This is a genomic window from Methanoculleus sp. 10, assembly GCF_913757945.1.
In the GTDB taxonomy this organism is placed as follows: Archaea; Halobacteriota; Methanomicrobia; order Methanomicrobiales; family Methanoculleaceae; genus Methanoculleus.
Genome location: NZ_CAJYDP010000010.1, coordinates 99,141 through 124,319, shown reverse-complemented (window position 1 = coordinate 124,319; position 25,179 = coordinate 99,141). Strand labels below are relative to the sequence as shown.

The 25,179-nt window shown below is 64.8% G+C and carries 21 protein-coding genes; 13 read left to right on the top strand and 8 right to left on the bottom strand.

Annotation, left to right across the window (positions count from 1 at the left end; all coding sequences use genetic code 11):
- Nucleotides 1-8: 8 nt before the first annotated feature.
- The 3 genes from QZ408_RS12425 to QZ408_RS12415 are packed head-to-tail and all read left to right on the top strand — an operon-like array spanning nt 9 to nt 2,490.
- Entirely contained in the window at nt 9-914 is a 906-nt protein-coding gene (locus QZ408_RS12425) for a zinc ABC transporter substrate-binding protein (protein ID WP_292491937.1), read from the top strand.
- Nucleotides 911-1,681, top strand: a complete 771-nt coding sequence (locus QZ408_RS12420) for an ABC transporter ATP-binding protein (RefSeq protein ID WP_292491935.1) — start codon at nt 911-913, stop codon at nt 1,679-1,681. The genes QZ408_RS12425 and QZ408_RS12420 overlap by 4 nt, the downstream gene beginning before the upstream one ends.
- Before the next feature lie 2 nt (nt 1,682-1,683).
- The gene (locus QZ408_RS12415) at nt 1,684-2,490 is read left to right on the top strand and encodes a metal ABC transporter permease (protein WP_292491933.1); all 807 of its coding nucleotides are present in this window, start codon (nt 1,684-1,686) and stop codon (nt 2,488-2,490) included.
- Nucleotides 2,491-2,695: 205 nt separating this feature from the next.
- Here QZ408_RS12415 and QZ408_RS12410 read toward each other — a convergent pair whose 3' ends face one another.
- The 5 genes from QZ408_RS12410 to QZ408_RS12390 all read right to left on the bottom strand — a co-directional run bounded on the left by QZ408_RS12410 (nt 2,696) and on the right by QZ408_RS12390 (nt 8,706).
- Nucleotides 2,696-3,955 carry a WD40 repeat domain-containing protein gene (locus QZ408_RS12410; protein WP_292491931.1) on the bottom strand — a complete coding sequence of 420 codons (1,260 nt, stop codon included), beginning with the start codon at nt 3,953-3,955 and terminating at the stop codon, nt 2,696-2,698.
- Between the two features lie 717 nt (nt 3,956-4,672).
- Nucleotides 4,673-5,308: a molybdenum cofactor guanylyltransferase gene (locus QZ408_RS12405; protein ID WP_292491930.1), complete on the bottom strand. Its 636-nt coding sequence runs from the start codon at nt 5,306-5,308 to the stop codon at nt 4,673-4,675.
- 13 nt (nt 5,309-5,321) lie between these two features.
- Entirely contained in the window at nt 5,322-6,233 is a 912-nt protein-coding gene (locus QZ408_RS12400) for a ketopantoate reductase family protein (protein ID WP_292491928.1), read from the bottom strand.
- 29 nt (nt 6,234-6,262) lie between these two features.
- Entirely contained in the window at nt 6,263-6,706 is a 444-nt protein-coding gene (locus QZ408_RS12395; protein WP_292491926.1) for a methylated-DNA--[protein]-cysteine S-methyltransferase, read from the bottom strand.
- The gene (locus QZ408_RS12390; RefSeq protein WP_292491924.1) at nt 6,694-8,706 is read right to left on the bottom strand and encodes an ATP-dependent DNA helicase; all 2,013 of its coding nucleotides are present in this window, start codon (nt 8,704-8,706) and stop codon (nt 6,694-6,696) included. The genes QZ408_RS12395 and QZ408_RS12390 overlap by 13 nt, the downstream gene beginning before the upstream one ends.
- Nucleotides 8,707-8,982: 276 nt before the next feature.
- Between QZ408_RS12390 and QZ408_RS12385 the strand changes: the two genes are divergently transcribed.
- The 9 genes from QZ408_RS12385 to QZ408_RS12345 all read left to right on the top strand — a co-directional run bounded on the left by QZ408_RS12385 (nt 8,983) and on the right by QZ408_RS12345 (nt 19,745).
- Entirely contained in the window at nt 8,983-9,231 is a 249-nt protein-coding gene (locus tag QZ408_RS12385) for a DUF5654 family protein (RefSeq protein ID WP_292392474.1), read from the top strand.
- 90 nt (nt 9,232-9,321) lie between these two features.
- Nucleotides 9,322-10,365, top strand: coding sequence for a magnesium/cobalt transporter CorA (gene corA / locus QZ408_RS12380; protein ID WP_292491922.1), 1,044 nt, complete (start codon nt 9,322-9,324; stop codon nt 10,363-10,365).
- Between the two features lie 254 nt (nt 10,366-10,619).
- Complete coding sequence (gene corA, locus QZ408_RS12375; RefSeq protein ID WP_286878896.1) at nt 10,620-11,618, top strand: magnesium/cobalt transporter CorA; 999 nt, start codon at nt 10,620-10,622, stop codon at nt 11,616-11,618.
- Nucleotides 11,619-11,750: 132 nt separating this feature from the next.
- Entirely contained in the window at nt 11,751-13,787 is a 2,037-nt protein-coding gene (acsB, locus tag QZ408_RS12370; RefSeq protein WP_292384969.1) for an acetyl-CoA decarbonylase/synthase complex subunit alpha/beta, read from the top strand.
- Nucleotides 13,788-13,799: 12 nt separating this feature from the next.
- Nucleotides 13,800-14,711 (top strand): acetyl-CoA decarbonylase/synthase complex subunit delta, encoded by a 912-nt coding sequence (locus QZ408_RS12365; RefSeq protein ID WP_292384971.1) that lies wholly within the window; start codon nt 13,800-13,802, stop codon nt 14,709-14,711.
- A gap of 3 nt (nt 14,712-14,714) precedes the next feature.
- Entirely contained in the window at nt 14,715-16,049 is a 1,335-nt protein-coding gene (acsC, locus tag QZ408_RS12360) for an acetyl-CoA decarbonylase/synthase complex subunit gamma (protein WP_292384972.1), read from the top strand.
- The gene (locus QZ408_RS12355) at nt 16,049-17,971 is read left to right on the top strand and encodes an ASKHA domain-containing protein (RefSeq protein WP_292491918.1); all 1,923 of its coding nucleotides are present in this window, start codon (nt 16,049-16,051) and stop codon (nt 17,969-17,971) included. The genes acsC and QZ408_RS12355 overlap by 1 nt, the downstream gene beginning before the upstream one ends.
- Nucleotides 17,959-18,993, top strand: coding sequence for a hypothetical protein (locus QZ408_RS12350; RefSeq protein ID WP_292384976.1), 1,035 nt, complete (start codon nt 17,959-17,961; stop codon nt 18,991-18,993). Before QZ408_RS12355 ends, QZ408_RS12350 begins: the two co-directional genes overlap by 13 nt.
- On the top strand, nt 18,990-19,745 hold the full coding sequence (locus QZ408_RS12345) for an AAA family ATPase (protein ID WP_292384978.1): 756 nt from the start codon (nt 18,990-18,992) through the stop codon (nt 19,743-19,745). Before QZ408_RS12350 ends, QZ408_RS12345 begins: the two co-directional genes overlap by 4 nt.
- Before the next feature lie 522 nt (nt 19,746-20,267).
- On the opposite strand, the gene QZ408_RS12340 is transcribed toward QZ408_RS12345, so the two are convergent.
- The 3 genes from QZ408_RS12340 to QZ408_RS12330 all read right to left on the bottom strand — a co-directional run bounded on the left by QZ408_RS12340 (nt 20,268) and on the right by QZ408_RS12330 (nt 23,552).
- Nucleotides 20,268-20,657 carry a cupin domain-containing protein gene (locus tag QZ408_RS12340; RefSeq protein WP_221058091.1) on the bottom strand — a complete coding sequence of 130 codons (390 nt, stop codon included), beginning with the start codon at nt 20,655-20,657 and terminating at the stop codon, nt 20,268-20,270.
- Nucleotides 20,658-20,697: 40 nt separating this feature from the next.
- Entirely contained in the window at nt 20,698-21,690 is a 993-nt protein-coding gene (locus QZ408_RS12335; protein ID WP_221058090.1) for a TIGR03557 family F420-dependent LLM class oxidoreductase, read from the bottom strand.
- A gap of 455 nt (nt 21,691-22,145) precedes the next feature.
- Entirely contained in the window at nt 22,146-23,552 is a 1,407-nt protein-coding gene (locus QZ408_RS12330) for a PAS domain-containing protein (protein ID WP_221058089.1), read from the bottom strand.
- Between the two features lie 281 nt (nt 23,553-23,833).
- On the opposite strand from QZ408_RS12330, the gene purB reads away from it, so the two are divergent.
- Entirely contained in the window at nt 23,834-25,174 is a 1,341-nt protein-coding gene (gene purB, locus QZ408_RS12325) for an adenylosuccinate lyase (protein ID WP_292491916.1), read from the top strand.
- The last annotated feature ends 5 nt before the right edge of the window (nt 25,175-25,179 follow it).

Below are 25,179 nucleotides of genomic sequence, written 5' to 3'. Positions count from 1 at the left end.
CGGAGAAGATGGAACCACAAGGTAGAGGCAATATCACTTCCCGTTCACTCGTTGCAGCCGTATTTGCAGTCCTCCTGCTCACAGCAGCCACGGCGGGGTGCATTGGAACCGACCGCCACCAGCAGGACGGGGAGATCGTCGTCGCGGTCACCATACCGCCCGAGCAGGAGTTTGTGGAACGAGTGGGGGGCGATCACGTCCGTGTCGTCCTGCTGGTGCCGCCGGGGGCCGACCCGCACACCTACGAACCGCCGCCGGGCGTCCTCGCCGACGTCGCGGAGGCGGACATGTATGCCGCGGTGGGATCGGGAATAGAGTTCGAACTCGCCTGGAAGGATAAGATCGCCGCCCTGAACCCCGGTATGCTCATCGTCGACTGCTCGCGCGGCGTCGACCTGATATCGACCGGGGAGGGCGATCACCGGGGGACCGACCCGCACATCTGGGTCTCGCCGCGGAACGCAAAGGTGATGGTCGAAAACATCTGCCGGGGGCTCATCGAGGTCGACCCGGCGAACGCCGCCGATTACCGCCGGAATGCCGATGCCTACCTGGAGGAGCTCGACGCCCTGGATAGGGAGATCGCCGGGGCGCTTGCCCAGTCCGGGGTGACGAAGATCATGGTCTACCACCCGTCGTGGGCCTACTTTGCCCGGGACTATGGCCTGGAGCAGATCCCGATCGAGAACGAGGGGAAAGAGCCCTCCCCGCGGGGAATAGAGCACCTCATCGAGCAGGCAAAGGAGGAGCATATCACGGTGGTATTTGCGTCGCCCGAGTACTCCTCCCGGAGCGCCGAGGTGATCGCGAGGGAGATCGGCGGCACCGTGGTGCTGGTAAGCCCGCTCGCGAAAGACTACCTCGCAAACATGCGGCACGTGGCCGCGGCATTCGCGGAGAGCAGCAGGCCATGAGCGATAACCCCGTCATCGAGGTCGACGACGTCTGGGTCAGGCTGCGCGGCCATACCGTGCTCGAGGGGGTGAGCCTCGCCATCCACCCGGGCGAGTTCTACGCGATCATCGGGCCGAACGGCGGCGGGAAGACGACGCTCCTCCGGGTGATCCTCGGGCTCCTCACCCCCTGCCGCGGCAAGGTCCGGATCCTCGGCAGCACTGATGCGGCGATGCGAAAGGATCTCGGTTATGTCCCGCAGTTCCGGACATTCGACTTCCAGTATCCGATCACCGTCCGGGAGATGGTCCTCTCCGGCCGCCTTGGCCACATCACCCGCCGTCCGCGCCGCTACAGCGCGGAGGACCGCGCCCGGGCGGAGGAGGCGCTCAGGACGATGGGCATCGCCGGTCTTGCCGACCGTCAGATCCGGGACCTCTCGGGCGGGGAGCAGCAGCGGGCGATCATCGCCCGGGCGCTCGTCGGCGACCCGAAGGTGCTCCTCCTCGACGAACCGACGGTCTATGTGGATGCCCCAACACAGGCACAGTTCTACGAGATCCTGGAGGGGCTCCGCGACCGGATGGCAATCGTCCTCGTGACCCACGATATTGGGGTGCTCCCGGGGCACGTGACCAGGGTCGCCTGCTTAAACCGGCGCCTCTACACGCACGACACAAACGAGATCACGCCTGATATGCTCGAGGCCGCATACCACTGCCCGGTGGACCTGATCGCCCACGGGGTTCCGCACCGGGTCTTCTCTGAGCATTCCCGGGAGGAGTGAGCATGTTTGAGGTGCTCGGGTTTGAGTTCTTCAGGAACGCGCTCATCGCCGGGATGCTCGCGAGCGTCGCCTGCGGCATCATCGGCACCTACGTCGTGGTGCGGCGGATGGTCGCGATCAGCGGCGGCATATCCCACGCGGCCTTCGGGGGGATTGGGCTTGGCTACTTCCTCGGGATCGACCCCCTCCTCGGCGCCGCCGGGTTCACCGTGGCGACAGCACTCGGGATGGGCGCGCTCCAGCTCCGGGCAAAACAGCAGATGGATACCCTCATCGGCGCGGTCTGGGCGGCCGGGATGGCGCTCGGGATCCTCTTCGTCTACTTAACGCCGGGGTTTGCTCCCGACCTCTTCTCCTACCTCTTCGGGAACATCCTCCTCGTGCCGCGGGGGGACATCCTGCTGATGGCGGCCCTCACCGCCGTCATCGTCGCCGTCGTGGCCTTCCTCTACCGGGAACTCCAGGCGGTCACGTTCGACCCGGATTACGCAACGGTCATGAACCTCCCGGTCGAGCGGCTCTCGCTCCTCCTCCTGGTTCTGATCGCGCTCACGGTGGTGATGCTGATACGGGTGGTGGGGATCATCCTCGTGATCGCGCTCCTCACGCTCCCGGCGGCGATCAGCCGTCTCTACACCACACGCATATGGAGCATGATGCTTCTTGCCGTCGCGCTCGGCATCGTCTTCACCGTCGCGGGGATCTGGCTCTCCTACCTCCTCGACGTCCCGTCGGGGGCGACGATCATCCTCGTGAGCACGCTCGCGTACGCGGGCGCTCTCGGGGTCGAACGCCTCAGGGAGGGGTGATGATGACGCCCGGGCACTCCCCCCGACCTTCACGGTGGGGGCGGGGTTTCGGGTGTCACCGTGTGCGGGACGGGGGCACTGCCCCCTCCCCGGTCCCCTTCCCCGGTTGCGATAGCCACTGCGGCCCACTGCAGGGGGAGATCCCGGGGAAGATCCGGCTCCGGTCATGGGGTGGCGGCGACTGCCGGGCAGACGCCGGGGGAGGTCAGGCGAGGAAGTCCTCCTGGGGCTTGAAGAGCAGGGAGAAGATGTTCTCCACCCAACCGAGCACCTGCGAGGCGATGGAGACATCACCATCCCCGGCCAGGGCGCTCACCTTCGCCGTATCCACGCTGCTGTTTGCAGGGGTTGCAGGGACGGTCACGCTGCTTGCCGGGCTGTCCGGGAGTCCGGTCCCGTTCGCCGCAGGTTCCGTCGAGTTCATACGCTCGATCAGGGCCGCGTCTCTCGTGAAGAGATGGATGGACTGATCGCTGTCGCCGCCCCCGGCGGCAAGGAACGAACCGTCAGGGGTCACGGCGATCGACTCTGCACGGCCGTCGAGGGTGATCTTCTGGAGCTCGGCCCCCGAGTGATCGAGAACGTAGACCGTCCTGCCCGACGCGGCGAGGACCTCATTCGCTTCATTTGTCAACGCTGTTGAGAGTATGGCCTCTGCGGCGGGGTACTTCCAGAGGTGTTCCCCCTCCCCCGTGGAGAGGTAGACGCACCGGTCAAGAGAACCGGCGGCCACGAATCGGCCGTCGGGAGTGAGGGCGATGCCTTTCACGCGCTTACCGGTCCCGTAACTCCAGGACTCCCCCTCGCCGCTGTTGAGGTAGTAGACTCCCTGGTTGTCGCACCCGAGCGCGATCCTCCGGCCGTTCTCCGACATGGCGATGCCGTAACTGTCGGTGCCCATATCGTAGTCCCAGAGCGCCTTCTTATTCTGGTCGAAGATGAATATAGCGCCGTTGTCACATGCAGCGGCAATGTAAGTGCCGTTTGACGAGAGAGCCACACCCAGGTAGACATACGTCGTCTTCTCGGTCCAGAGCAGGTTTCCGTCACCGTCAAAGAGGTAGAGTTTATCTGCGGCGACGCCGATGCGTGACCCTTCGGGCGATATGCCGACACCGTTTATCCGGGAACCGACAGTGGTCTTCCAGAGGAGATCTCCCTCCCGGTCCAGGAGGTAGACCGTTGAGCCCGCACCGGCAACGACTGCAGAGCCGTCGCGGGTGATCGCCACGGAACCGACGACATCGTCGACCCCCCTCTCCCAGAGAGGAGCGTAGTCTCCCTCATCAGCGGAGACGGACCCGCACAGGGCGGCGGCAAGAAAGCAGCACATAAGGAGAGGCGCAAGGAACCGGGCGGCACCCGGCCTGCGACTCCTGCAGTCGGAGTGTGCGGACAGCACTGCTCCGGGGCCGAGCCGTCCTCCTCCGGTAGATCTGGTTGAAGTCACTTCCCCCGATGACATTAGGCCCTGACTACACGAATAACAGATATAAATCTTGCGGTCGTGGTGCAGGGCCGCCCTCCCGGACGGCACACCGGCACCCGCGCAATCCTGCAGGGAACGGTGTCGCGGCTCCCCCGGGGTCCGGGAATAACCCGTGGAATATTTAGCACCGGGATCCGGGGAAAACCGGCGTTTCGGGCCGCGAAGACCCAGGGATTGGCGCGGCACGGGGGCCGGCATACCCCACCCCCTCCTGGCGATACCCCCACGGTCCACTGCACGGGGAGATCCCGGGGAGGAACCGGATTCGGCCCCACTCCCCCCTTCCCCCGGGAAACCGGCGTCAGCATCGCTCCCCGGGCACGGCTTCCCACCGGTATCGCCATGACCGCCCTCGCCCCCGGGAGGGGGGGGGAGGAGCGCGAAGCGCGGGCGGGGTGGGGTTGCCGAGAGGAACGTATGAGTTCCCACCTGCGGGGGAAACCCCGGAGGAGAACCCGATACGGCTTTATCCCCACGCACTGCCCCCGCCCCTACCGGGGCGAGGGGGCGAAGAGGAGCGCTATGGGTGGGGTGGGGCGAAGGCCAGATATGGTCCGTTAGTTTGGAATCGATGCAATAGGGGGGCACACGGATCCGCTCCGGCGGGGACCGGGGGCTCGCCCCATCATCGGTGATAACGGTTGCCAGGCCCCGGGTCAGGCAGGACTCTCGAAGGCCCGCCCCGGGAATAGGTCAGGACGGTTCCAGCCCGGACCTGCACGCATCGTCCCGCCCGTGCTCCACCGACGGGTCGATCAGCCGCAGGTCTTCGATCTTATTGATGTTCGTAAACGTCAGAAGGTCGGGGTCGATCTCCCGGATCATCCCGATGCCTACGTACCGGGTGTTCAGGCTCCGGACCATCGAGCGGAGCGAGAGCGACTCGTGCTCCTCCAGGTAGGCGAGCAGTGCGCTCTTCCGGTAGACCGCGTGGAGCGGTTCGAGCATATCGGCATTCCAGCTCGGGATTGCGGCGTCGTACCCGGCAGCGGCGTCAAAGAGCAGCCTCACCACCCCGGGATTGATACAGGGCATGTCGCAGGCGGCAACGAAGATGTATTCGCCGTGCACCGCGAGCGCCCCCGCGTGCAGGCCGCCGATGGGCCCGAGATCCCTCCTGATATCCGGTATGCACCGGACGTCGCCGAGATGGATGAACCGTTCGCACTGCTCCGGATCCCGCGCGACCACAACGATCTCGTCCACCACCTCCCGCAGGGTGCCAATGAGGCGGTCGATGAAGGTCTTGCCCTGGAAGGTGAAGAAGTACTTCTCCCGCCCTCCGGCACGCCGTGCCGCTCCGCCCACAAGGATAACCGCCGAACGCATACTCACCCAACCGTCAGAGCCGTTCCCGGAAGCGGATCAGTTCGGCGATGCAGGCGTTATAGGGCGCGTCGAGACCGTGCCTCCGGGCGAGCGCAGCCACGGCGCCGTTCATGAAGTCGATCTCGGTCTTGTGCCCGCGGGCGAGGTCCTGGAGCATCGACGAGTGATGGGCGGCCGTCGCGGGGAGCTGGGCGGTCTGGAGGTACTCCAGGTACGCCTCCGGCGTCGCCAGGGGGAGGGTGACGCCCTCGGCCCCCACCACCCGGTAGGCCTCCCGGACGATCTCGGTGACGACCGCCCAGGCGTGCGGATCGGCGAGCGCCCCGTAGGGAACGTTCATGATGGCGCCAAGCGGGTTTAACGCACAGTTGTAGAGGGTCTTTGACCAGAGATCGCTCCTGATCTCACCGGTCACCTCCGTACGGATGCCGGCCGCGAGCAGGAGGTCTGCGAGACGACCGACCGCTTCGCCCGTGCCGGACGGGAACCTGCCGAGTTTCACGGGCGCCGCCTCCACCGAGACATGAACCGCCGCATCGCCCCGCCACTCGAACCCGGTGATGATCATCCCCCCGATGACCCGGTCGGTGAACCGCCCGATGACCTCCTCGTTCCCGATCCCGTTCTGGAGGCTCACCACCTCGCGCCCCCGGATCGCGTCCGCGAACTGGCGGCAGACCGCCTCCGTATCGGTGGATTTTGCGGTGATGATGTAATAGTCGGCGGCCTGCCACGTGCGGGGAAGGTCCTCGGAGCAGCTGAAGCGGCAGGTACCTTCCCCCCATATGCCGGTCATCAGGAAACCCCGTTCCCGCACAGCGTCAGCATGCCGCTTCCGGGCAACGGCATGGACCTCCGCGACACGGGACAACTTCGCGGCGACGGTCAGGCCGACCGCGCCCGCACCCAGGACCACGATCTTCATGTAAGTAGCTATATAGGCAGAGTTACCTGTTAACCTCTCCCCTTCTCTCGGCGCTCCATGGCGAGCAGCGCCTCCTTGATGGCCGGGTCCGGGGAGAACCCGCCTATCCCGGTCTTTGCGACGACCCGGTGGCAGGGCACCACGATCGGGGTCGGGTTTCGGGCCATCGCCGACCCGACAGCCCGGGGTGCGGTCCCGACCCTCCGAGCGATCTCGCCGTAGGTGGCGGTCTCCCCGCAGGGGATCGCACGAACCGCGCGGTAAATCGCGGCAAACGTCGATTCCCCCTCGGTCGCAATACTCCGGAGGGAGGAGAGGTCCTCCCGCCGCCCGGCACAGTAGCGCAGGATCGCCTCCGGGACCGGGCCCGCGATCCCGGCGCGCGCAAAACGCACCCGGTAGACAAGGTCGTCCTGCCATGCCACGTGGACATGCCAGAGGCCGAACCGGCATGACCCGGTCACGATCGCCATCTGCCGGCCTCCTTCCGGAAGAGGTCGATGGTGCAGGTCGTCATCTCCTCCTGCATCCACGGCGGCAGCCCGGCACGGACCCGGGGTTCCAGGAACCGCCGCTCCCCGAGGACGAGCATTCCCCGGTCCTCGGGCGTCCGGAGCACCCGTCCGAGCGCCTGGAGGGCGCGGTTGATCGCCGGGAGGGTATAACTGATGAACTCGCCCTCCGTCCCGAACTTCATCCGGAAGTACTCGATCACCATCCGGCGAACGCGGTTGAACGGCGCGAGCGGGAGGCCGATGACCAGCGCGCCCGCGAGCATCTCGCCCCGGTAATCGAGGCCCTCGCTCCACTTGCCGCCGCAGACCGCAAAGAGGATGCCGAACCGGCCTGTCCCGGGGAGGGCCATGAACTCCCGGAGCATGACGGCGGCGGCGGCGGTATCTTTGGGCTCGACGTAGATCTGCTTTTTTCTGATCCGGGGGGCGCACCGCTCCGCGAACGTGTTGAGGAGGTCGTAGGAGGGGAAGTAGATCGCGAGGTTTCCGGGGAGGGCGGCAAACGTGGCGATGTAGTCCTCGGTCCGGGCGAGGTTATCCCGGTCCCGGCGCATCGAGTAGGCGGTGGTGATGTCATCGGCGCAGAGGATGCGACGGTTCTCGGGAGGGAAGGCGTTCGGGAGCGATATCGCGGTGACGGGAAGATCGCCGAAGTAGTAGCGCCGGTAACTCTCGATGGGAGAGAGCGTCCCGGATATCAGGATGCAGCATGCATGTGCCCGGGCGATATCCTGGAGTTTGGTGCTCGGGTCGATGTTTCTCACCTCGAGCGCCACCGTGCCGTCGTCCGCCTTCCGGTAGACCGTCAGGTAGGCCGGGTCGGCGGCAGACCGGAAGATCCGGTAGAAGAACTCGGTCAGCCGCTCGATCGCGCTCTCCCGGAACTCACCTGCCTGCATGTTCTTCTCGCGGATCCCCTCGCTGATCTTGAGGAGATCGTCGACGACCCCTTCCACACTCTGGTAGAGCGTGCCCGCGAGGATCATCCGCTGGAATATGGCAGGGTCGAACCAGTCCTCAACCTCGTGCGATGCCTTGAGCGCCTCCATGAACCGGGTGATCTGCGGCAGGATCTGGGTGATGGCGTCCGCCTGCTGCTGCGACCGCCGCCGCCCGGCGAGTTCGTGGCCGGCCTGCACGATGTCGCGCTCCTCGATCGTCACGCTCTCGATGCTCTGGACGACGTCGCCGCAGTTGTGGGCCTCGTCGATGAGCAGCAGGGCGTCATGCCCCTCGATCCCGAGCGACTGGTAGAGTTGTTCCCGGATGATGTCGTCGAAGAGGTGGTAGAAGTTCACGAGCACCACGTCGGCATCCCGGGCGGCGTGCATCATCGTGTCGTAGGGACAGATGTCGCCGCAGAACCCGGCGAGCTGGTCGGGCCAGATCAACTCGGTGCTCACCCGCTCGGCCCGGACGCGCAGGGCAGCCGACGGGATCATCTTCAGTCCCGCGTCCTCGGGCTCCACAAAGGATTTGCCGTGGATGAAGTAGGGGCAGATGAGCGGGTGGTCCGGGTCCATCTTCCGGATCTGCTGCCGTATCTGGCGGTCGTTTGCCGGGACAAGCGATCCCTTCTGCGCCCGTTCCCGCATCAGCGCTGTCGAGAAGGCCTTGACGCCCTCGCACCGCCGGTAGATGTCCCCCTCACCGCCGAGCGGACACATGCTGGACTTGCCGATGAGGTAGGCGAACTTCAGGTTGCCGCGCTTCTCCCTGATCAGCTGAAGTTCGCGCATGAACGTGGCAAGCTGGCTGATGGTCCGGACGGCGACGAGCACTTTCCGTCCCCGGCTTTCTGCGAGGAGCGCGGAGACCACGCTCGACTTGCCGCTCCCGGTCGGCGCATCGATCATGGCGATACCGCCGTCGCGTGCGACAGATGCGGCCACCTCAAGCATCTCCCGCTGATGGGGCCGGTACTCCCGGTAGGGGAACCAGTCATCGAGGGTATCCATTGCTTATAGGTCGACGGCTGACGTCAATGTAGTTTGGGTGTCCGGGGTGAAAGTGAAGGGGGCAGGGAGGCTCCTGTACAGCCATGCATGCCTCTCCGCACCCGACCCTTCAGGGGACGGCACGCACCCAGAACCTTCTCCTCATAGGGGGCCGCGCCTGCGCCCCCCGCCGGCCGTCGCCCTGCCTGCGGGAACGTTGACGTAATGGGGAGCACCGGAACCCGTTTCAGAAACAATTATATGTTGCCCCACACACCGCTCACTGGTGAATACCGTATGTCCTTCAAGACAGAGGTCATCGAAAAGATAGCAGCCCTTATCACGGCCGCATTCGGCCTGGTCGCCGCTCTCGCATGGAACGGTGCTATCCAGGAACTCTTCAAGCTCATATTCGGGGATCAGAGCACGCTCGTTGCAATGCTCGTGTATGCCATCGTCGTGACGATCATCGCTGTGATCGCGGTTATCCTGATCGGCCGTGCCGCAGCGAAGGCGAAAGGAGAGGATGAGGCGGCAAAACAGTGAGCCACGAGAGCCCACTACATTTTTGGCAAATCTTTCTGGACGAGAACCTTCGACCCGATCTCCTATGAGCAGGCAGGGGGGCAGGACCTGATGGCAAGCAGGCAGAATACTGATCCGGGAGAACTCATTTATACCGGCATTGCCCGCGACCAGCCGGTCACCGTCACGGTCATCGACTACGACGAATCCCATCTCGACGAGCGGACCTGCACCCGGCCCGGGGACCTCCGGGCCCTCACCCTCCGCCCGACGGCGGTTACCTGGATCAACATCGACGGCGTCCACGAGACCGGGATGATCCAGGCAATCGGGGAGGCTGCCGGGATCCACCCGCTGACCCTGGAAGACATCACAAACACCCGCCAACGCCCGAAGGTCGAGGACTACAGCGAGTATCTCTACGTTGCAGTCCGGATGCTCGCTCCCGACGGCGACGGTGAGTTCTGGAGCGAACAGGTCAGCCTTGTGCTCGGGAAAGGGTACGTCGCATCGTTCCAGGAGCAGCCGGGGGATGCATTTGAGCGCATCCGGGAGCGCCTGCGTGCCGGGGCGGGACGGCTCAGGAGCGAGGGGGCGGATTACCTCTTCTACGTCCTGCTGGACACGATCGTCGACGGGTATTTTTCCGTGATCGAGGCATTCGGGGAACGCATCGAGGCGGTAGAGGAAGAGGTGGTGGCAGATCCCGACCACGAGACCCTGCAGGTGATCTACGCCTTAAAGCGGTCTCTGGTTGCTCTCCGGAGGGCGGTCTGGCCGCTCCGCGACATGGTGGCAGAACTCGAACGGGGAGAGTCCCCTCAGATCCGGGAACCGACACTCGTCTACTTCCGAGACGTCTACGACCACACCATAGAGGTCGCCGAGACCGTGGAGACTTACCGTGAGATGATGTCCGGGACCCTCGACGTCTACCTCTCAAGCCAGAGCAGCCGGATGAACGAGATCATGAAGGTCCTCACTATCATCGCCACCATCTTCATCCCGCTCACCTTCATCGCCGGGGTCTACGGCATGAACTTCGCGTACATGCCGGAGATCAGCCATCCCTGGGGCTACCCTCTAGCCCTCGCCTCGATGGCGGCCGTCGCGGGGGTGATGCTCCTCTACTTCAGGAAGAGAGGCTGGATCTGATCCGCAGAGGCCTCGGGGAGGGGCTCCCGGTGAGACGGGAGCCTCTCTTCCCCTCCTGTCTCGTTCATCGGGGGAGAGCGGGGGGATCGGCCCGGCGGTGGCGTTTTATACCATGGGGCGAATGCTCCCTCCCGGAAGTCACCCCGGATCCGGCGGAGCAGGCGCTCGCGTATCGGGATATCCCGATCGAATGCGAGAGGGCGGATCAGCCCCGGGTGGCCCCCATCTCCGGGGCAAACAGTCCGGAGGTGAAGATGCAGCCGGAAGAATCCTGTCAGATACTACCGATCCGGGTGATGGACTACACGGAGGACCGTATTGAGGAGCACGAATGCATCGAACTCACGAAGGCCTGGTCGTGGATCAGCCGGGAGACGGTCACCTGGATCGACGTCGTCGGGGTGCCGGAGCATGACGAACTCGTGGTGCTGGGAGAACAGGCAGGCATCCACCCGCTCACGATGGAGGATATCACAGTCCCTGACCAGCGGCCGAAGGTAGAAGAGTTCGGAACCTACGTCGCCGTCATCGCGAGGATGCTCTCGGAGAGAGACGGCAGGGTCGCAAGCGAGCAGGTCAGCCTGATCTTCGGGGAGAACTACGTCATAACGTTCCGCGAGCAGCCCTTCCAGGTCTTCGAACTGGTCAGGGGACGGCTCAGGAACGAACTGAGCGTCCTCCGGGGCATGGGACCGGATTATCTCACCTACGCGCTCCTTGACGCCATCGTGAGTGTTTACCTCGCCATCCTCGACACAGTCGACGACCGGGTGGAAGACCTCCAGGGCAGGGTTCTGGCTTCCGCGGACCCGCTTGCCTTAAAACAGATCTACGAACTCAAGGAAGACCTCCTGACCATCCGGAGAGCGGCCGTTCCGGCACGCGAGGTTCTTGGGTCGCTCGCAAGCCGGGAGTTGAGCCTTGTCCGGAGGGAGACGATCCCGTACTTCAGGGACACATACGACCGGTGCATCCAGGCGGCAGAAGTTGCGGAGTATACCAGAGATACCCTCTCCGGCGTGATGGATCTCCACACCTCGAACCAGAACAACCGGCTCGCCGAGATCACGACGATCCTCACCATCGTCGCGAGCATCTTCATCCCTTTAAGTTTCATCACCGGGTTTTATGGGATGAATCTCAGGAACATACCGCTCGAAGACTCGCCCCTGGGGTATCCTCTCGTCCTCCTCCTCATGCTGGGTGTCGCGTTCGCGATGCTCCTCTACTTCAGGAAGAAAGAGTGGATCTGACGCTGATCCCGGACGGTTCCCGGCAACCGGCAGCGCGTGTTGCCGGAGAAACCCCAGGACCGCGGTGGCCGCCGCTTTGCACGGAAACAATCATTTATGACCGTGCGCAGAGTATCACCTGCTGATAGCATCATGAAGGATAGACTCACGGACTCTCTTGCTACGGCGATAGAGCACGGCCGCACCGGCCTCGATGCGAGGATGCAGGCACTCTCCGGGAAGCTCGCCTACGCGGACACGGCATATGCCCTCCCCGTGACCTACGCCGTCACCGGCATCGCCGTGCGGGACGCGGACGGAGCGCGCGAGGCATACCGGCAGTCCGGCAGCAACCTCCTCGTCGCCTGCGAGTGCCTGATGGCCGGCGAAGGCGGCGTGGAGATCCCCTACACAGGTTTCATCCCGGACGCAGTCCTCCGGAGGCTCGGTTACACCCTGGTCGACGGGAGCGTCACGGGCCTCGGCCTCCTGGTCGGGACGCCGGAGAGCCCCGACGCCGCCGCGGCGATCTGCCGGGAGATGCAGGAGAAGTACCTGCTCACCTTCCTTGCCGGCGGGGTCGTGGAGGCGCTCTCCGGCGCCGGCGTCCGCCTGGGGCTGGATTACCGCCTGGTGCCGCTCGGTCCGGAGAGCGCCCGGGGCATCCACTTCGCCGACATCCTCGCCCGGGTCGCGATGATGTTTGGGGGGGTGCAGCCGGGAGACGTTCACTCCCTGCTCGGCTACGCCGCCGAACGGGCGAAGGCGTTCGTGATCGCATTTCCGGGCCTCACCGACGAAGAGGCCGCGTTCGTCGACGCCCTGCGGGTGCTCGGGATACCGATCCTCGCGGCCGGCAAGGGCTACGAGGGAGGGGAGTGGATACCGGTCGCTCCCGCAACGGCGGTCCGGACCGGCATGGACCTCCGGGGGATCCGGGTCACGGTCACGGCGATCCCGATACCCATGGCCTGCTCCCCCGCGTTCGAGGGGAAGAGCATCCGCAAAGAGGAGATGTACGTGGAGTTCGGCGGCGGGAGGACCCCTGCCTTCGAGCTCCTCCGGATGCGGCCCCGCGAGGAGGTGAAGGACGGGAAGGTCACCGTCGTCGGACCGGAGGTCGACGCCGTCCCGGCAGGCGCCGCCCTCCCGCTCGCGATCCTGGTGGACGTCGCCGGCGCGAGGATGAGAGCGGACTACGAACCGGTGCTCGAGCGGCGGATCCATACCTTCGTCAACTACGGCGAGGGGTCCTGGCACGTTGCGCAGCGGGACCTCATCTGGGTCAGGCTCTCGAAAGAGGCAGTGGCGAAAGGCGTCAGGATCCGGGACATCGGGACGTTGCTTGCCCACAAACTCAAGGCGGAGTTTCCGGACCACATCGACGCGGTCCAGGTGACGCTGGTCACCGACAGGCAGAAGGTCGAGGGGATGCTTTCGGAGGCGCGGGAGGCCTACGCACGGCGCGACGAGCGGATTAGCGGCATGAAGGATGAGGATGTGGAGACCTTCTACTCCTGCACCCTCTGCCAGACGTTCGCCCCGAACCATGTCTGCGTCATCACGCCGGAACGGCCGGCGCTCTGCGGGGCAATCACCTGGCTCGACGCCCGGGTTGCCCACGAGATCGCTCCCGCCGGGGCGAACCAGCCGGTCCCGAAGGGGGAGACGGTCGATGCCGTCTGCGGTGAGTTTGCGGGGGTGAACCGGTTCGTAAAGAAGGCATCCCACGGTGAGGTCGACCGGATCTCCCTCTACAGCATGATCGAGAACCCGATGACCGCCTGCGGGTGCTTCGAGTGCATCGCGGCCATCGTGCCGGAGGTGAACGGGATTCTCGTCGTCAGCCGCGACTTCACGGGGGAGACCCCGCTCGGGATGACCTTCTCGACGCTCGCGGGGACGATCGGGGGCGGCGCGCAGACGCCGGGGTTCATCGGCATCTCAAAGAACTATATCCTGAGCGACAGGTTCCTCCAGGCCGAGAACGGTATTACGCGGGTGGTCTGGATGCCGGCCTCCTTAAAAGAGGAACTCGGAGACCGGCTGCGGGAGAAACTTGCTGCACTGGGGATGCCGGACCTCTTTGCGAAGATCGCGGACGAGGTCTCGGCGCCGACGATCGAGGACCTCGTCGCGTTTCTCGAGCGCGTCGATCATCCCGCACTCGCGATGAGGTCGCTGATCTAGGAGGGATGGTGCGTGACAGAGCAGAGTGACGAGGGATTGACGATCCGCGAGGTGCGTCTCGGCGCCACGCGGGAGGAAGGGGGAACCAGGGAGGTCTCCTACGTGATCGGGGGCGAGCGGGATCTCCCGTTCTCCGGAGACGGGGCCGGACGGCCTCTGGTGGCGCTTGAGATCTGCGACGACCCCCGGTTCTGGCCGCCGGTCGTCCGCGACTACGTGGGCGACCTCGCGAACGACACCGCTGAGTGGGCGCGGGCCGCAGAGCGCACCTACGGCGCAGACCTGGTGCGGCTGAACTTCACGAGCACGAAACAGCGCGGATTCGATGCGTTCGACGCGATCGCCGCGACGACGGAGGAGGTGCTCGCGGCGACGGCCCGGCCCCTGATTGTCGAGGGGAGCAACGAACCGGAACTCGACAGCGAGGTCTTCCGCCGCTGCGGGGAGGCGGGTGAGGGCGAGCGGCTCCTCCTCGGAACCGCAGAGGCCGACCGCTACCGGAGCGTCGCGGCGGCGGCGCTGGCATACGGTCACGCGGTGATCGCCCAGTCGCCGATCGACGTCAACCTGGCGAAGCAACTGAACATCCTCCTCCGCGAGACCGGCGTGCCGCAGGACCGGATCGTGATCGACCCCTACGCGGGGGCGCTCGGCTACGGGTTCGAGTACTCCTACTCGGTGATGGAGCGGATCAGGCTCGCCGCCCTCTCCGGCGATGCGGACCTCGCGATGCCGATGATCTGCGCCCCCACCGACACCCTCTCGGTCCGGGAGGTGCGAGAGGCCGCACCGGCGGATCAGGAGGCGATGGCGGTTGCCTGGGAGTTCTACACCGCCTACGCCGCCATTGTCGCCGGCGCGTCGATCGTCTGCGTCCGCCACCCGCTGACCGTGGAGAGGCTGAAGGCGGCCCTGGAGGGCTGAAGCATGGCGATGAAAGCGCTCGACATCTACAAGCACCTCCCGAAGACGAACTGCAAGAAGTGCGGGTACCCCACCTGCCTTGCCTTCGCCATGAAACTCGCCGTCGGAAAGGCGGAGGTCGAGGCCTGCCCGGACCTCGACCCCGACACGAAGAGCCTCCTCGGCGGGGTGACCCGGCCGCCGGTCCGGCTCGTCACCATCGGCGCAGGCGAGCGGTCGATCGCGGTCGGCGAGGAGTTTGTTCTCTTCCGGCACGAGAAGACCTTCTACCACCCGCCCGGCATCATGGTGCAGGTCTCCGATACCTGGCCGGAGGACGAGGTGCGCTCCGTCGTGGAGACGGTGAAAGAGACCGTCGTCCAGCGGGTGGGGCAGGACCTCGTCGTGAATGGGGTGGCGGTGAAGTACGAGAGCAACCGTCCCGAACGGTTCGCAGCGACCGTGGCGCTCGCCGGGGGCGGGAGCACCCTCCCCCTGGTGCTGATCGCCAGCGACCCCGCAGCCTTTGAGGCGGGCCTCGCGGTCGCGGGACACTACCGGCCGCTGGTCCACGCCGCGACCGAAGAGAATTGGGAGGGCCTCGCTGCCCTCACGAAGCGCTACGGGTGTCCTCTCGCCGTCCGGGCCGCCGGTCCCGCCGAACTCGCCAGCCTCGCCGGGAAGTGCGCGGAGGCAGGGACCCCGGACCTCGTGCTCGACCCCGCACCGTCGTCGCTCGCCGGCTTCATCGCCACTGCAACGGAGATCCGGAGATCCGCTATCGGGCGGACCGAACCGGCGCTCGGGTATCCCCTCTACCTCGACGCCGGAGCCTTCGGAAAGACCGATGCGGCCCTTGCGGCGGGTATCCTGAAGTACGCGGGGATCATCGTCACCCCCCCGCTCGCCTCCGCCTCGCGCGAGGCGGCGCTCACCCTGCGGCAGAACATCTACACCGACCCGCAGAAGCCCATCCAGGTGACGCCGGGCATCTACCCGATCAATGAGCCCGGACCGGACGCCCCGATCCTCCTCACGGTGAACTTCTCGCTCACCTACTTCACGCTGCTCGGCTATCTCGAAGCGTCCCGGATACCCTGCTACCTCTTCATCGCGGACACGGAAGGGCTCTCGGTCCTCACGGCCGTCGCCGGCGGGAAACTGACCGAGACCCTCGTCGCCGACTCGCTTAAGAAGTTCGGCGTCGCGGACCTGGTGGACCACCGGCTGCTCGTCATCCCCGGTTACGCAGCCCCGCTCTCCGGGAAGATCGAGGACGCGACCGGCTGGAAGGTGCTGGTCGGCCCCCGGGATGCGGCCGATCTTCCCGGATACCTGGAGAAGGAGTGGAAGGCCTGATGCCGACCGTGACGTTCCTCCCCGGCTACCGGAAGGCGACCGTGCCGGAGGGGGCAACCCTCCTCGACGCGGCCCGCGCTGCCGGCCTCTCCATGAACGTGGTCTGCGGCGGAGAGGGTAAGTGCGGGAAGTGCCAGGTCTACGTAAAAGACGGCACGGTATCGTTCGACCGCGAGAAGTACCGCCGGTTCTTCTCGGACGAGGAGATCGCCCGTGGGGCATGCCTTGCCTGCCAGGCGACCGTCGCCGGCGACGTCCAGGTCGAGGTCCCGGCCGGGTCGCTCATCGAGGAGCAAAAGATCCTCGTCGAGGTCCCGGGCATGAAGGAGATCCCGCTCAACCCCACCGTCAGGAAGTATGAGGTCCGCCTCGAACCGCCGTCCCTTGAGGACACGACCCCCGACCTCGCCCGCCTGCTCGAAGGGGTCGAACGGCAGAGCGGGCCGCCCCCGAACAGGGTCTACGCGCCGCTCGGCGTCCTCTGCTACCTCCCGCAGGTGCTCCGCCGGAGCGGGTGGCACGTGACCGCCACGGTCGCCCTGGTCCCCGGCGGCTACCGCCTGAGCAGCGTGGACGAGGGCGACACCACGGGGAGGCTCTACGGGGTGGCGGTGGATCTCGGGACGACCACGATCGTGGCCTACCTCTGGAGTCTCGTCGACGGGCGGATCCTTGCTACGGCATCGAACTACAACCGCCAGATCTCCTGCGGCGAGGATATCCTCTCGCGGGTGAACTTCTCCCGCAGAAGCGGCCTTACCCGACTGCAGCAACTTGCGGCGGAGAGCATCAACGAGGCCCTGACGACCGCCGCCGATGCCGCGGGGATCGACCGCGAGGAGATCTTTGAGGTGATGATCGCCGGGAACACGGTGATGACCCACCTCCTCCTCGGGATCGACCCCGGCTACATGATCGCGGAACCCTACGTCCCGGTCGTGCGCCGGATGCTCTCGACGGCCGCCGGGCGGATCGGCATCGCGGCCCACCCAAACGCCGGGGTCTACACCTTCCCGGCGGTCTCGAACTTCATCGGCGGCGACATCATCGCCGATATCCTGGCCACCGGGATGGCCGAGCGCGAGGAGGCCACGCTCATGGTGGACATCGGCACGAACTTCGAGGCCGTGCTCGGCAACAGCGACTGGATGCTCTCCTGCGCGGGCGCGGCCGGGCCGGCCCTGGAGGGCGGGGAAGTGCTCTTCGGGATGCGGGCAAACCCGGGCGCGATCGAGCGGGTCCGGATCGACCCCGATACCCTCGCGCCGTCGTTCTCGACGATCAACGGCGTCCGGCCGCGGGGAATCTGCGGCTCGGGCCTCATCGACCTGCTCGCGGAGCTCTTCCGCGCCTGCGTCATCGACCGGACGGGAGGGATCAACCTGGAGCTTGACCATCCCCGGGTCCGGAAGGGGCAGTATTACCCGGAGTTCGTCGTGGCCTGGAAAGAGGAAACGTCGATCGGGAAGGATATCGTCATCACCGAGAACGACATCAAGAACCTGATCATGAGCAAGGCGGCAATCCACGCCGCCTGCATGACGCTCCTCGACGCAGCAGGCCTTGCGCCCACCGATATCGGCAGGGTCTGCTTCTCGGGAGCGTTCGGGAACTACCTCAACAAGGAGAACGCCGTCACCATCGGTCTGATTCCGGAAACCCCACCGGAACGTGTCGGAAACATCGGGAACGGGGCGATCACCGGCGCGAACATCGCCCTCGTCGACCGCAGGCGAAGGAAGGAGCTCGACGGGCTCGCCCGGCGGATCACCTACATCGAACTGAACGCGGACCCGTCGTTCATGGACCGGTATACGTCGAGCTGTTTCCTGCCGCACACCGACTTTGCGCTCTTCCCGCACGTGCAGCAGACGCTTGAGGCGTGCCGGGCGAGGCAGGGGGTGAGGTCATGGCAGGCATGATCCCGTCCCCGGATCTCCTCGCGACCGGCGTGGGGGCCCTCCCTCACCGCGATCCCGACGCGGCGTGCCGGGCGGTGCTCGCGGCCTTCCCCCGGATCCCCTACGTCCCCACCCTGCCGAACCGGGGACTTCTCGAGGCGATCGTCTTTGCCGACGCCGAACACCTCCCCGGCGGGGTGGTCCGGGACGCGAGACTCGTGGTCGATCGGAGCGCCGATCCCTCGGAGGCGATGGAGCGGGTCCTGCTCGACTACCTTGAACGGAACGCAGAGCCCTACCGGGTCGGCGAGGCATACGGGTCGGGGTTCCACGCGATGATGACCCGCGACCTCTCGGACGCACTCCTCGTCAAGTGCCAGGTGACCGGCCCGGTGACCTTCGGGATGCAGGTGGTGGACGAAACGCGCCGGCCCATCCTCTACGACCCGGAGTACGCCGACCTGCTCGGGAAACTCCTCGGCCTGCGGGCCCGGTGGTGCGAGACGGCGATGCGGGAGCGGATGGGCGCACGCGCGACCCTCGTCGTGCTGAGCGAGCCCTACCTTGCGTCGCTCGGCTCGTCGGTCGTCCCGGTGGACGCCGGGGTGGCGGCCTCCGCCATCGAGGATATCGCCGCCCTCCTCGACGGGGGGATCGGGATCCACTGCTGCGCCAACACCGACTGGGGGTTCGTCCTCGGCCTTGCGCCGGCCGTGGTCTCGATCGACGCCTGGACCTACGCCCGCGAGTTTCTCCTCTACGCCGACGATATCGCCCGCTATATGGAGAGGGGAGGCGTGGTGGCCTGGGGGATCGTTCCCGCGGATTACAGCGTCTTTGCGGCGGAGAATCCCAATTCGTTCTTCTCCCGGTTCCAGGATATCCGCGCCCGTGCGACGGAGACGATCGACCCCGACCTCTTCGATCGCCAGTCCCTCATCACGCCGACCTGCGGGATCCGGAACGCCTCCGAGAGAGAGGCCGTCGCGATCATGGCGGCGACCGCGTCGCTCTCCCGCCGCCTGCGGGGTGAGGAACCATGATCCGGCCCTGCACCGTCGTCATATCCGGCAAGGGCGGGACCGGGAAGACGACGATCGCGTCGCTCCTGATCGACGCGCTGATCGCGGCCGGAGAGCGGCCGATCCTCGCCGTGGACGCCGACCCGAACGCGAACCTCCACGAGGCTCTCGGGATCGCCCTCACCGAGACGCTCGGGAGCATGCGGGAGGAGGCCTTCACCCGGTCCATCCCCCCGGGCATGGACCGGACTGGATATGTCAGATACCGGTTCCGCCGGGCGCTCGCGGAGGCGGAGGGCTACGACCTCCTTGCCATGGGCCGGCCGGAGGGGTCGGGGTGCTACTGTTTCCCGAACGCCCTCCTCACCGAGTGCATCGAGACGCTTGAGCGTGGTTACCGGCTCGTCGTCGTGGATTCCGAGGCCGGGATGGAGCATATCGCCCGGGGGACGATCCAGAGCCCGAAGGTCCTCCTGATCGTGAGCGATCCCGGGGCCCGCGGGATGCGGACCGCCGGCCGCATCCGGGACCTCGCGGAGTCGCTCGGCCTCTCGCGGGAGAGGATCTTCCTCGTCGTCAACCGTGACCGGGGCGACGACACTATCGAGAGCGATCTCCCCCTCATCGCCCGTATCCCGGAGGACCCGGGCATAGGGGAGGCGGATCTTGCCGGGACGCCGATCGTCGGGATCCCGCAGAACAGCCCGGCGCGGGCGGCGGTGCGCGATCTTGCCGCCCGGCTCGTTGAGGAGTGCGCCCGGCGAGGGGAGTGACGGCGCCGCGCCGGGACAACGCAACGGTTCCGGCGCAATCATACTGTCCGGACCCGCATTGCCCGGGACGGTGAAGGCGCAACAGGAAAACCTGTGGAGAACTCTCGATCCGGGTCGTCGACTGCACGAAGGAGCATGAGTGCGTCGAACTCACCGGGGCCGGGCCATGGATACGCCGACAGACGGCCACCCGGATCGACGTCGTCGTGGTGCCCGGCAGGCAGGCATCCGCCCGTTCATGATTCTGCGCAAAGTTCAGTATATACTCAAACTCCGACATTCCCGACTATCCGACAACGATCGTCTCGATGAACGCCGTCGCGGGGGGTAATGCTCCTTTACTTAAAAAAGATGAGGCGGATATTGAAGGTGCCCCCGGGTGGGTTCCATCGGCTTATAAGGTGGAGATGCCGATTTTTTCAGCAGGGAGATGTGTGATAACGGGGCGGAAATCCCCGTACCCGGGGGCACCGGACACGGAGGTGTGATATCGGGAAGAATGAGGCCGGGAAACCCCTGCCATCACTTCGGGCCGGTAACAAATACTGCCAGCAGTGCGAGATCCTCCTTGTCGGCGATGACGGTGTGACGGACGCCGGGCGGCGTGGTGAAGGTGTCCCCGGGCTTGAAGAGTATCTCTCTCCCATCGAGGATCATCTTCCCGTGCCCGGCGAGGATGGCGTTCCACTCCCACTGGCTCTCGTGAAGGTGGTCAGGAACCTCACAGTCCTTACGCACCCTGACGAGATGGGAAGAGAACGACCCCTTCGTGTCCGCTCCCGGCGCGAGATCCGCCAGGGCGACACCGGTCCATGCCGGGTTCGAGTACCACACGGGTCGCCTGCCCGCTTTCTCTGCAGGGAAGAAGGCGGCACCCTCCTCCATGAGCCGGGCAATGTTCTGGTTTTCCATCGTTTCTCCCATAGATCGGGATGGACCGGGCAAGCCCGGTTCATTCCGTGACGGCGGGGATGATCTCCTTGAAGATATCGATGCCGAGGTTCACGTTCGGGCTCGAGTTGCCGAGACAGAAGTGGTTGATGCCTGCAGCCTTGAACCGCTCGATCTCCTTGATCATCCCTTCGGCGTCGGTTGCGACCATGAAGTTGTCCTTCATCATGTCATGTCCGACAAGGTTTGCATGGAGTTCGACCTCCTTTGCATCGGAGACCTTGTATTTGAACATGGCGGGAACCAGGCAGCCGGCCCAGAAGCGCAGTGCCTCAATGGCTTTGTCATAGTCGGCGTCGACCGAGTACCAGACGAGCATGGCGTGCTCCATCTTGCTCGGGTCCTTCCCGGCCTCGCGGGCGCCTTTCTCGAAGTTTGGGATGGTGACATTCTTCAGCACGGAGGGCGGCGCAGACACCGTCATGAGGTGGTCGGCGTGCTTCCCTGCCAGCTGTGCTCCCTTCGGACCCATTCCGCTGAAGTAGAGCGGAACCTTGTCGTCGGGCTTGGTGTACAGAAACGCCTTGTCGAAGGTGTAATACTTGCCCTTGAAGGAGACGGGCTCCTTGCTCTCCCAGAGTTTCTGCATCACTTCGACGGCCTCGACGGTCATGTCCTGCCGCACCGGTACGCTCGGCCACTCGCCGGTGACCGGCACCTCGTTCAACGCCTCGCCGGCGCCCACGGCAATGCCCACACGACCGGGGTACATCTGCCGGAGGGTGGCGAACGTCTGTGCGACGACTCCCGGGTTGTACCGCATGATCGGGCAGGTGATGCACGTCGAGAAGAACGCCTTCTTGGTGGCCTGGAGTGCTGCACCCATCCAGGCCCAGGCCTGCCCCGTCTGTGCATTGGTGTGATACCAGGGGTGGAAGTGGTCGTCTACCCAGATAGAATCGAAACCGACATTTTCTGCTCTGACTGCCTGTTCAAGCGCATCCATGGGGCGGTACTGCTCAATAGATGCAAAGTAACCCATCTGTGTCTTCATGGTACTGGTCTCCTGATGATCGGCAAAGTCACCTATCCAGGGGCAGGCCTACCCAAATCTTGATACGCTACCAGTTCCAACGAGAGCACTGGTACGGCAGCTGAGGTCCACACATCTAATCCCACTTATCTGTGGTGGATCACGGCCATCCTACCCCATTGAAGGTTCTCTTCCGATCCTGTTGTGGTGTGCGGACTAGTTCTCCGCAGAAAGAATAATGTTTGCGACTGACTATATAGATATCGTTTAATGTTCAACAATGCCCGGACGGCGATCGGAGATATTGGCCTGCCCCGCGATTCATCTTGGATCATACCACCGGGGGATCGTCAAATTATCAGGAGAATCGTTGGGATTCCAGCACGAATAGCCCGACAATCCCCAGGACACGCGGGGAGCGGGGGGTTACACCCGGAGGGCAGGAGGGGGGCTGTGTTCAACAATAAGAGAATGTTTTATATACTAATTCCAGAAAAGTCATTCTCTCGCGTTACACGAGCATTGCACGCCTGGAACGGCGCTTCAGCCTCCTTACGGACAGCATCCGATACGTCGATCATAAAAGACGCGATCTCTCCGGAAGGTAGTTTGAAGACATAATGGGAGATCCAGGGAAAGTCCTCGCGGTTCCGGTATTTGAGCGGTGTAACAAACTCCGGCTTTTCGGTGGTCAGAACGCGATACAGGAGATCGTGCACGTACGGGTTCGGGAGATCGGGGAATTCCTCGAAGAGTTTCCTCCCGACGAGGTCTTCTTTGTTCATCCGCAGGAGGGCTGCTGTTACCCCGTTAACGTCTTTGATGATGTACTCGTTTCCTCCCTCAATCGGCTCGTAGATCAGGACGCCGTTGCAGGCCTTCTCGAAGAACGACCGGTAGCGCGTCTCCTTGAAGGCCAGCTCCTTCCGGGCCAGCCGCTCAGTGGTGATATCCCTGAAGAGGATGGCGAACTCGTGTGAGGTCACCCCGCCGTCTGGAGTGATCGGGGTGAAGACCACGTCGAAGTAAGCGACGCCCGACCGGGTGCTCGGAATCCGCTGATCCCGTTTCAGGCGGTCGAAATCGCAGGCGAGTTCCGTCTCGGCGACTTTTCCCTGCCGGATCAACTCGAGGATCTTCCCTTTATAGCAGGAGATATCGAAGATATTTCCTTCCGCCAGTTCCTGAACCCCGTTCAGGCCGAGGATCCCCAGGGACGCACGATTTGCGTTGAGAACGGTCCCATCGGCCGTAAAAAGGATGATCCCGCTGGGAACCCTCTCGAAGATCGTCCGGATCATCTTCTCCGAGTACTTCAGGGCGGCTTCGGTGTTCTTCCACGCCGTGATATCCTGCAGGCTGATCAGGATCCCCGGCTTCCCCACATGGGAGACCGTCGGGGCAAACTCGATGTGATAGATGTGGTTCGTGCTGTCCTCGATGTACTGCATCTCGGAGAGGTAGGTGCCGGACTGCCGGACCCTCTCGATATTCCGCATGATGGTCGGGTCCGAGAAGATACGGAGGTTCAGGTCGAAGAGGGAGGCGCCGAGGATGTTTCTCCCGCGGTGGATGCCGAGAGTCCTGATGAAACTCGTATTCACCATGAGGATCTGGAGGTCGGCGTCCAGGATGACGATCGCGTTTGAGAGGCGGTCAAAGAGTTCCGAGAGCGGGACCCGCTGCGCCGGGGTGTACAGCTTCGATCTTCCGAACCGCTGCATGCTCACGTCCCCGCTCGACTGGAGCATCTCGAGGTACTTGGCGACGGTAGCCCGGTTCATCCCGAGTTCGCGGGAGATTGCGGAGATGGAGAGGCCCTGCGGCGATCGCTTCTCAAGAAGGCTGACAATTCTACCGAATATATCCTGATACTCGCTCATGAATGCTATCCTCCGGACCTCACGGAGTTCACCGGGATCGGTTGTCGGTCGGGAGATCTCCCGACAAGATCATTAGGGAGATCGTGACTAGTATCTTTCGGGCTTCCGGGAGAGCCCCCCATTGCCGGCGGTCCGGAGACTCTCCACCGGACAACTCCCACTATCGCTACGGAATAGGCCTCCATAGCGATAGAACCGGGGCGACAGTCTGCTTCCCGGGGAGTGGAGAGCAGCCTTCCGGCAACCCTTTTTTGTAGCGAGAATGCCAACACTTCTCTACTATGGCAATCCATCCCATCGACTACCGGTACGGCACCCCGGAGATGCGTGCCGTCTGGAACGAGGAGAACCGCTTCCGGGCGATCGTCATGGCCGAAGTGGCGCTGGCCCGTGCCGAGGCGGCGCACGGGATGATCCCCCGCGAGGATGCGGAGACTATCGCGGCTTCTGCACCGAAGGCACGCCTTGAGCGGGCGAAGGAGATCGAGGCCGAGATCAACCACGACATGATGGCGATCGTCAAGGCCGTCACCGAGGTCTGCGGCGACGCGGGCAGATGGATCCACTATGGCGCGACCTCAAACGATATCCTGGATACCGCGACGGCCCTGCAGCTCCGCGACAGCCTCGCGCTCATCGAGGAGAAACTGGGCAAACTCCTCTGCGTGCTCCTCACCCGGAGCGCCGAGACGAAGACCCTGGTCTGTGCCGGCCGCACTCACGGGCAGATCGGCGTCCCGACCACTTACGGCCTCCGGTTCGCGATCTGGGCGAGCGAAGTCTCCCGCCACATCGAGCGGCTCCGCCAGATGCGCCCGCGGGTCGTCGTCGGGCACCTCACAGGAGCAGTGGGGACCCAGGCGGCGCTCGGGGATGCAGGCATCGAGATCCAGGAGACGATGATGGAGTTCCTCGGGATCCGATCCGTCGATGTCTCAAACCAGATCATAGCGCGGGACCGCTACGCGGAGTATTTCATGTTCCTTGCAAACGTCGCGACGACGCTCGACAAGATCGGGCTTGAGATCCGGCTGATGCAGCGCTCGGAGATCGGGGAACTGGCGGAGGCGTTCGGGAAGAAGCAGGTGGGCTCAAGCACCATGCCCCACAAGCGAAACCCGATCAAGAGCGAGCAGGTCTGCGGCCTCTCCCGGATCGTGCGGTCCGCGGTCGAACCGGCCCTGCAGAACAACGTCCTCTGGGACGAGCGCGACCTGACGAACTCCTCGCCCGAGCGGGTGCTCTTCCCGGAGGCCTCGGTGCTCGCCGACCATATCCTGAAAGTGATGATCGGCGTACTGGAAGGGCTTGAGTTCAACAAGGCGAACATCAGGAAGAACCTGACGATGCTCCGGGGGGTGAACCTCGCCGAGTCGGTGATGATCGAACTGACGAAGCGGGGCATGAACCGGCAGGAGGCGCACGAGGTGATGCGGACGGCAAGCATGCAGGCCCTCGCCGAAGATCGGGACCTTGCCCAGGTGCTCGGCGAGCGGCCGGAGGTCACAGAGTTCGTCACCCGCGACGACCTGGATGCGCTCCTCGACCCGGACGCCTACACCGGGACGGCGGTCCGGCAGGTGGACCGCCTGGTCGAGAAACTCCGGCCGTTCTGCCGGTGAACGGC

Excerpts from the sequence above, each read along its gene's own strand:
- QZ408_RS12425 (WP_292491937.1), top strand. The coding sequence starts at position 9 with ATGGAACCACAAGGTAGAGGCAATATCACTTCCCGTTCACTCGTTGCA.
- purB (WP_292491916.1), top strand. The coding sequence starts at position 23,834 with ATGGCAATCCATCCCATCGACTACCGGTACGGCACCCCGGAGATGCGT.
- QZ408_RS12420 (WP_292491935.1), top strand. The coding sequence starts at position 911 with ATGAGCGATAACCCCGTCATCGAGGTCGACGACGTCTGGGTCAGGCTG.
- acsC (WP_292384972.1), top strand. The coding sequence starts at position 14,715 with ATGGCGATGAAAGCGCTCGACATCTACAAGCACCTCCCGAAGACGAAC.
- QZ408_RS12350 (WP_292384976.1), top strand. The coding sequence starts at position 17,959 with ATGGCAGGCATGATCCCGTCCCCGGATCTCCTCGCGACCGGCGTGGGG.
- QZ408_RS12355 (WP_292491918.1), top strand. The coding sequence starts at position 16,049 with ATGCCGACCGTGACGTTCCTCCCCGGCTACCGGAAGGCGACCGTGCCG.
- QZ408_RS12390 (WP_292491924.1), bottom strand. The coding sequence starts at position 8,706 with ATGGATACCCTCGATGACTGGTTCCCCTACCGGGAGTACCGGCCCCAT.
- corA (WP_292491922.1), top strand. The coding sequence starts at position 9,322 with ATGGCAAGCAGGCAGAATACTGATCCGGGAGAACTCATTTATACCGGC.
- QZ408_RS12385 (WP_292392474.1), top strand. The coding sequence starts at position 8,983 with ATGTCCTTCAAGACAGAGGTCATCGAAAAGATAGCAGCCCTTATCACG.
- QZ408_RS12345 (WP_292384978.1), top strand. The coding sequence starts at position 18,990 with ATGATCCGGCCCTGCACCGTCGTCATATCCGGCAAGGGCGGGACCGGG.
- acsB (WP_292384969.1), top strand. The coding sequence starts at position 11,751 with ATGAAGGATAGACTCACGGACTCTCTTGCTACGGCGATAGAGCACGGC.
- QZ408_RS12410 (WP_292491931.1), bottom strand. The coding sequence starts at position 3,955 with ATGTCATCGGGGGAAGTGACTTCAACCAGATCTACCGGAGGAGGACGG.
- QZ408_RS12330 (WP_221058089.1), bottom strand. The coding sequence starts at position 23,552 with ATGAGCGAGTATCAGGATATATTCGGTAGAATTGTCAGCCTTCTTGAG.
- QZ408_RS12340 (WP_221058091.1), bottom strand. The coding sequence starts at position 20,657 with ATGGAAAACCAGAACATTGCCCGGCTCATGGAGGAGGGTGCCGCCTTC.
- QZ408_RS12405 (WP_292491930.1), bottom strand. The coding sequence starts at position 5,308 with ATGCGTTCGGCGGTTATCCTTGTGGGCGGAGCGGCACGGCGTGCCGGA.
- QZ408_RS12395 (WP_292491926.1), bottom strand. The coding sequence starts at position 6,706 with ATGGCGATCGTGACCGGGTCATGCCGGTTCGGCCTCTGGCATGTCCAC.
- corA (WP_286878896.1), top strand. The coding sequence starts at position 10,620 with ATGCAGCCGGAAGAATCCTGTCAGATACTACCGATCCGGGTGATGGAC.
- QZ408_RS12400 (WP_292491928.1), bottom strand. The coding sequence starts at position 6,233 with ATGAAGATCGTGGTCCTGGGTGCGGGCGCGGTCGGCCTGACCGTCGCC.
- QZ408_RS12335 (WP_221058090.1), bottom strand. The coding sequence starts at position 21,690 with ATGAAGACACAGATGGGTTACTTTGCATCTATTGAGCAGTACCGCCCC.
- QZ408_RS12415 (WP_292491933.1), top strand. The coding sequence starts at position 1,684 with ATGTTTGAGGTGCTCGGGTTTGAGTTCTTCAGGAACGCGCTCATCGCC.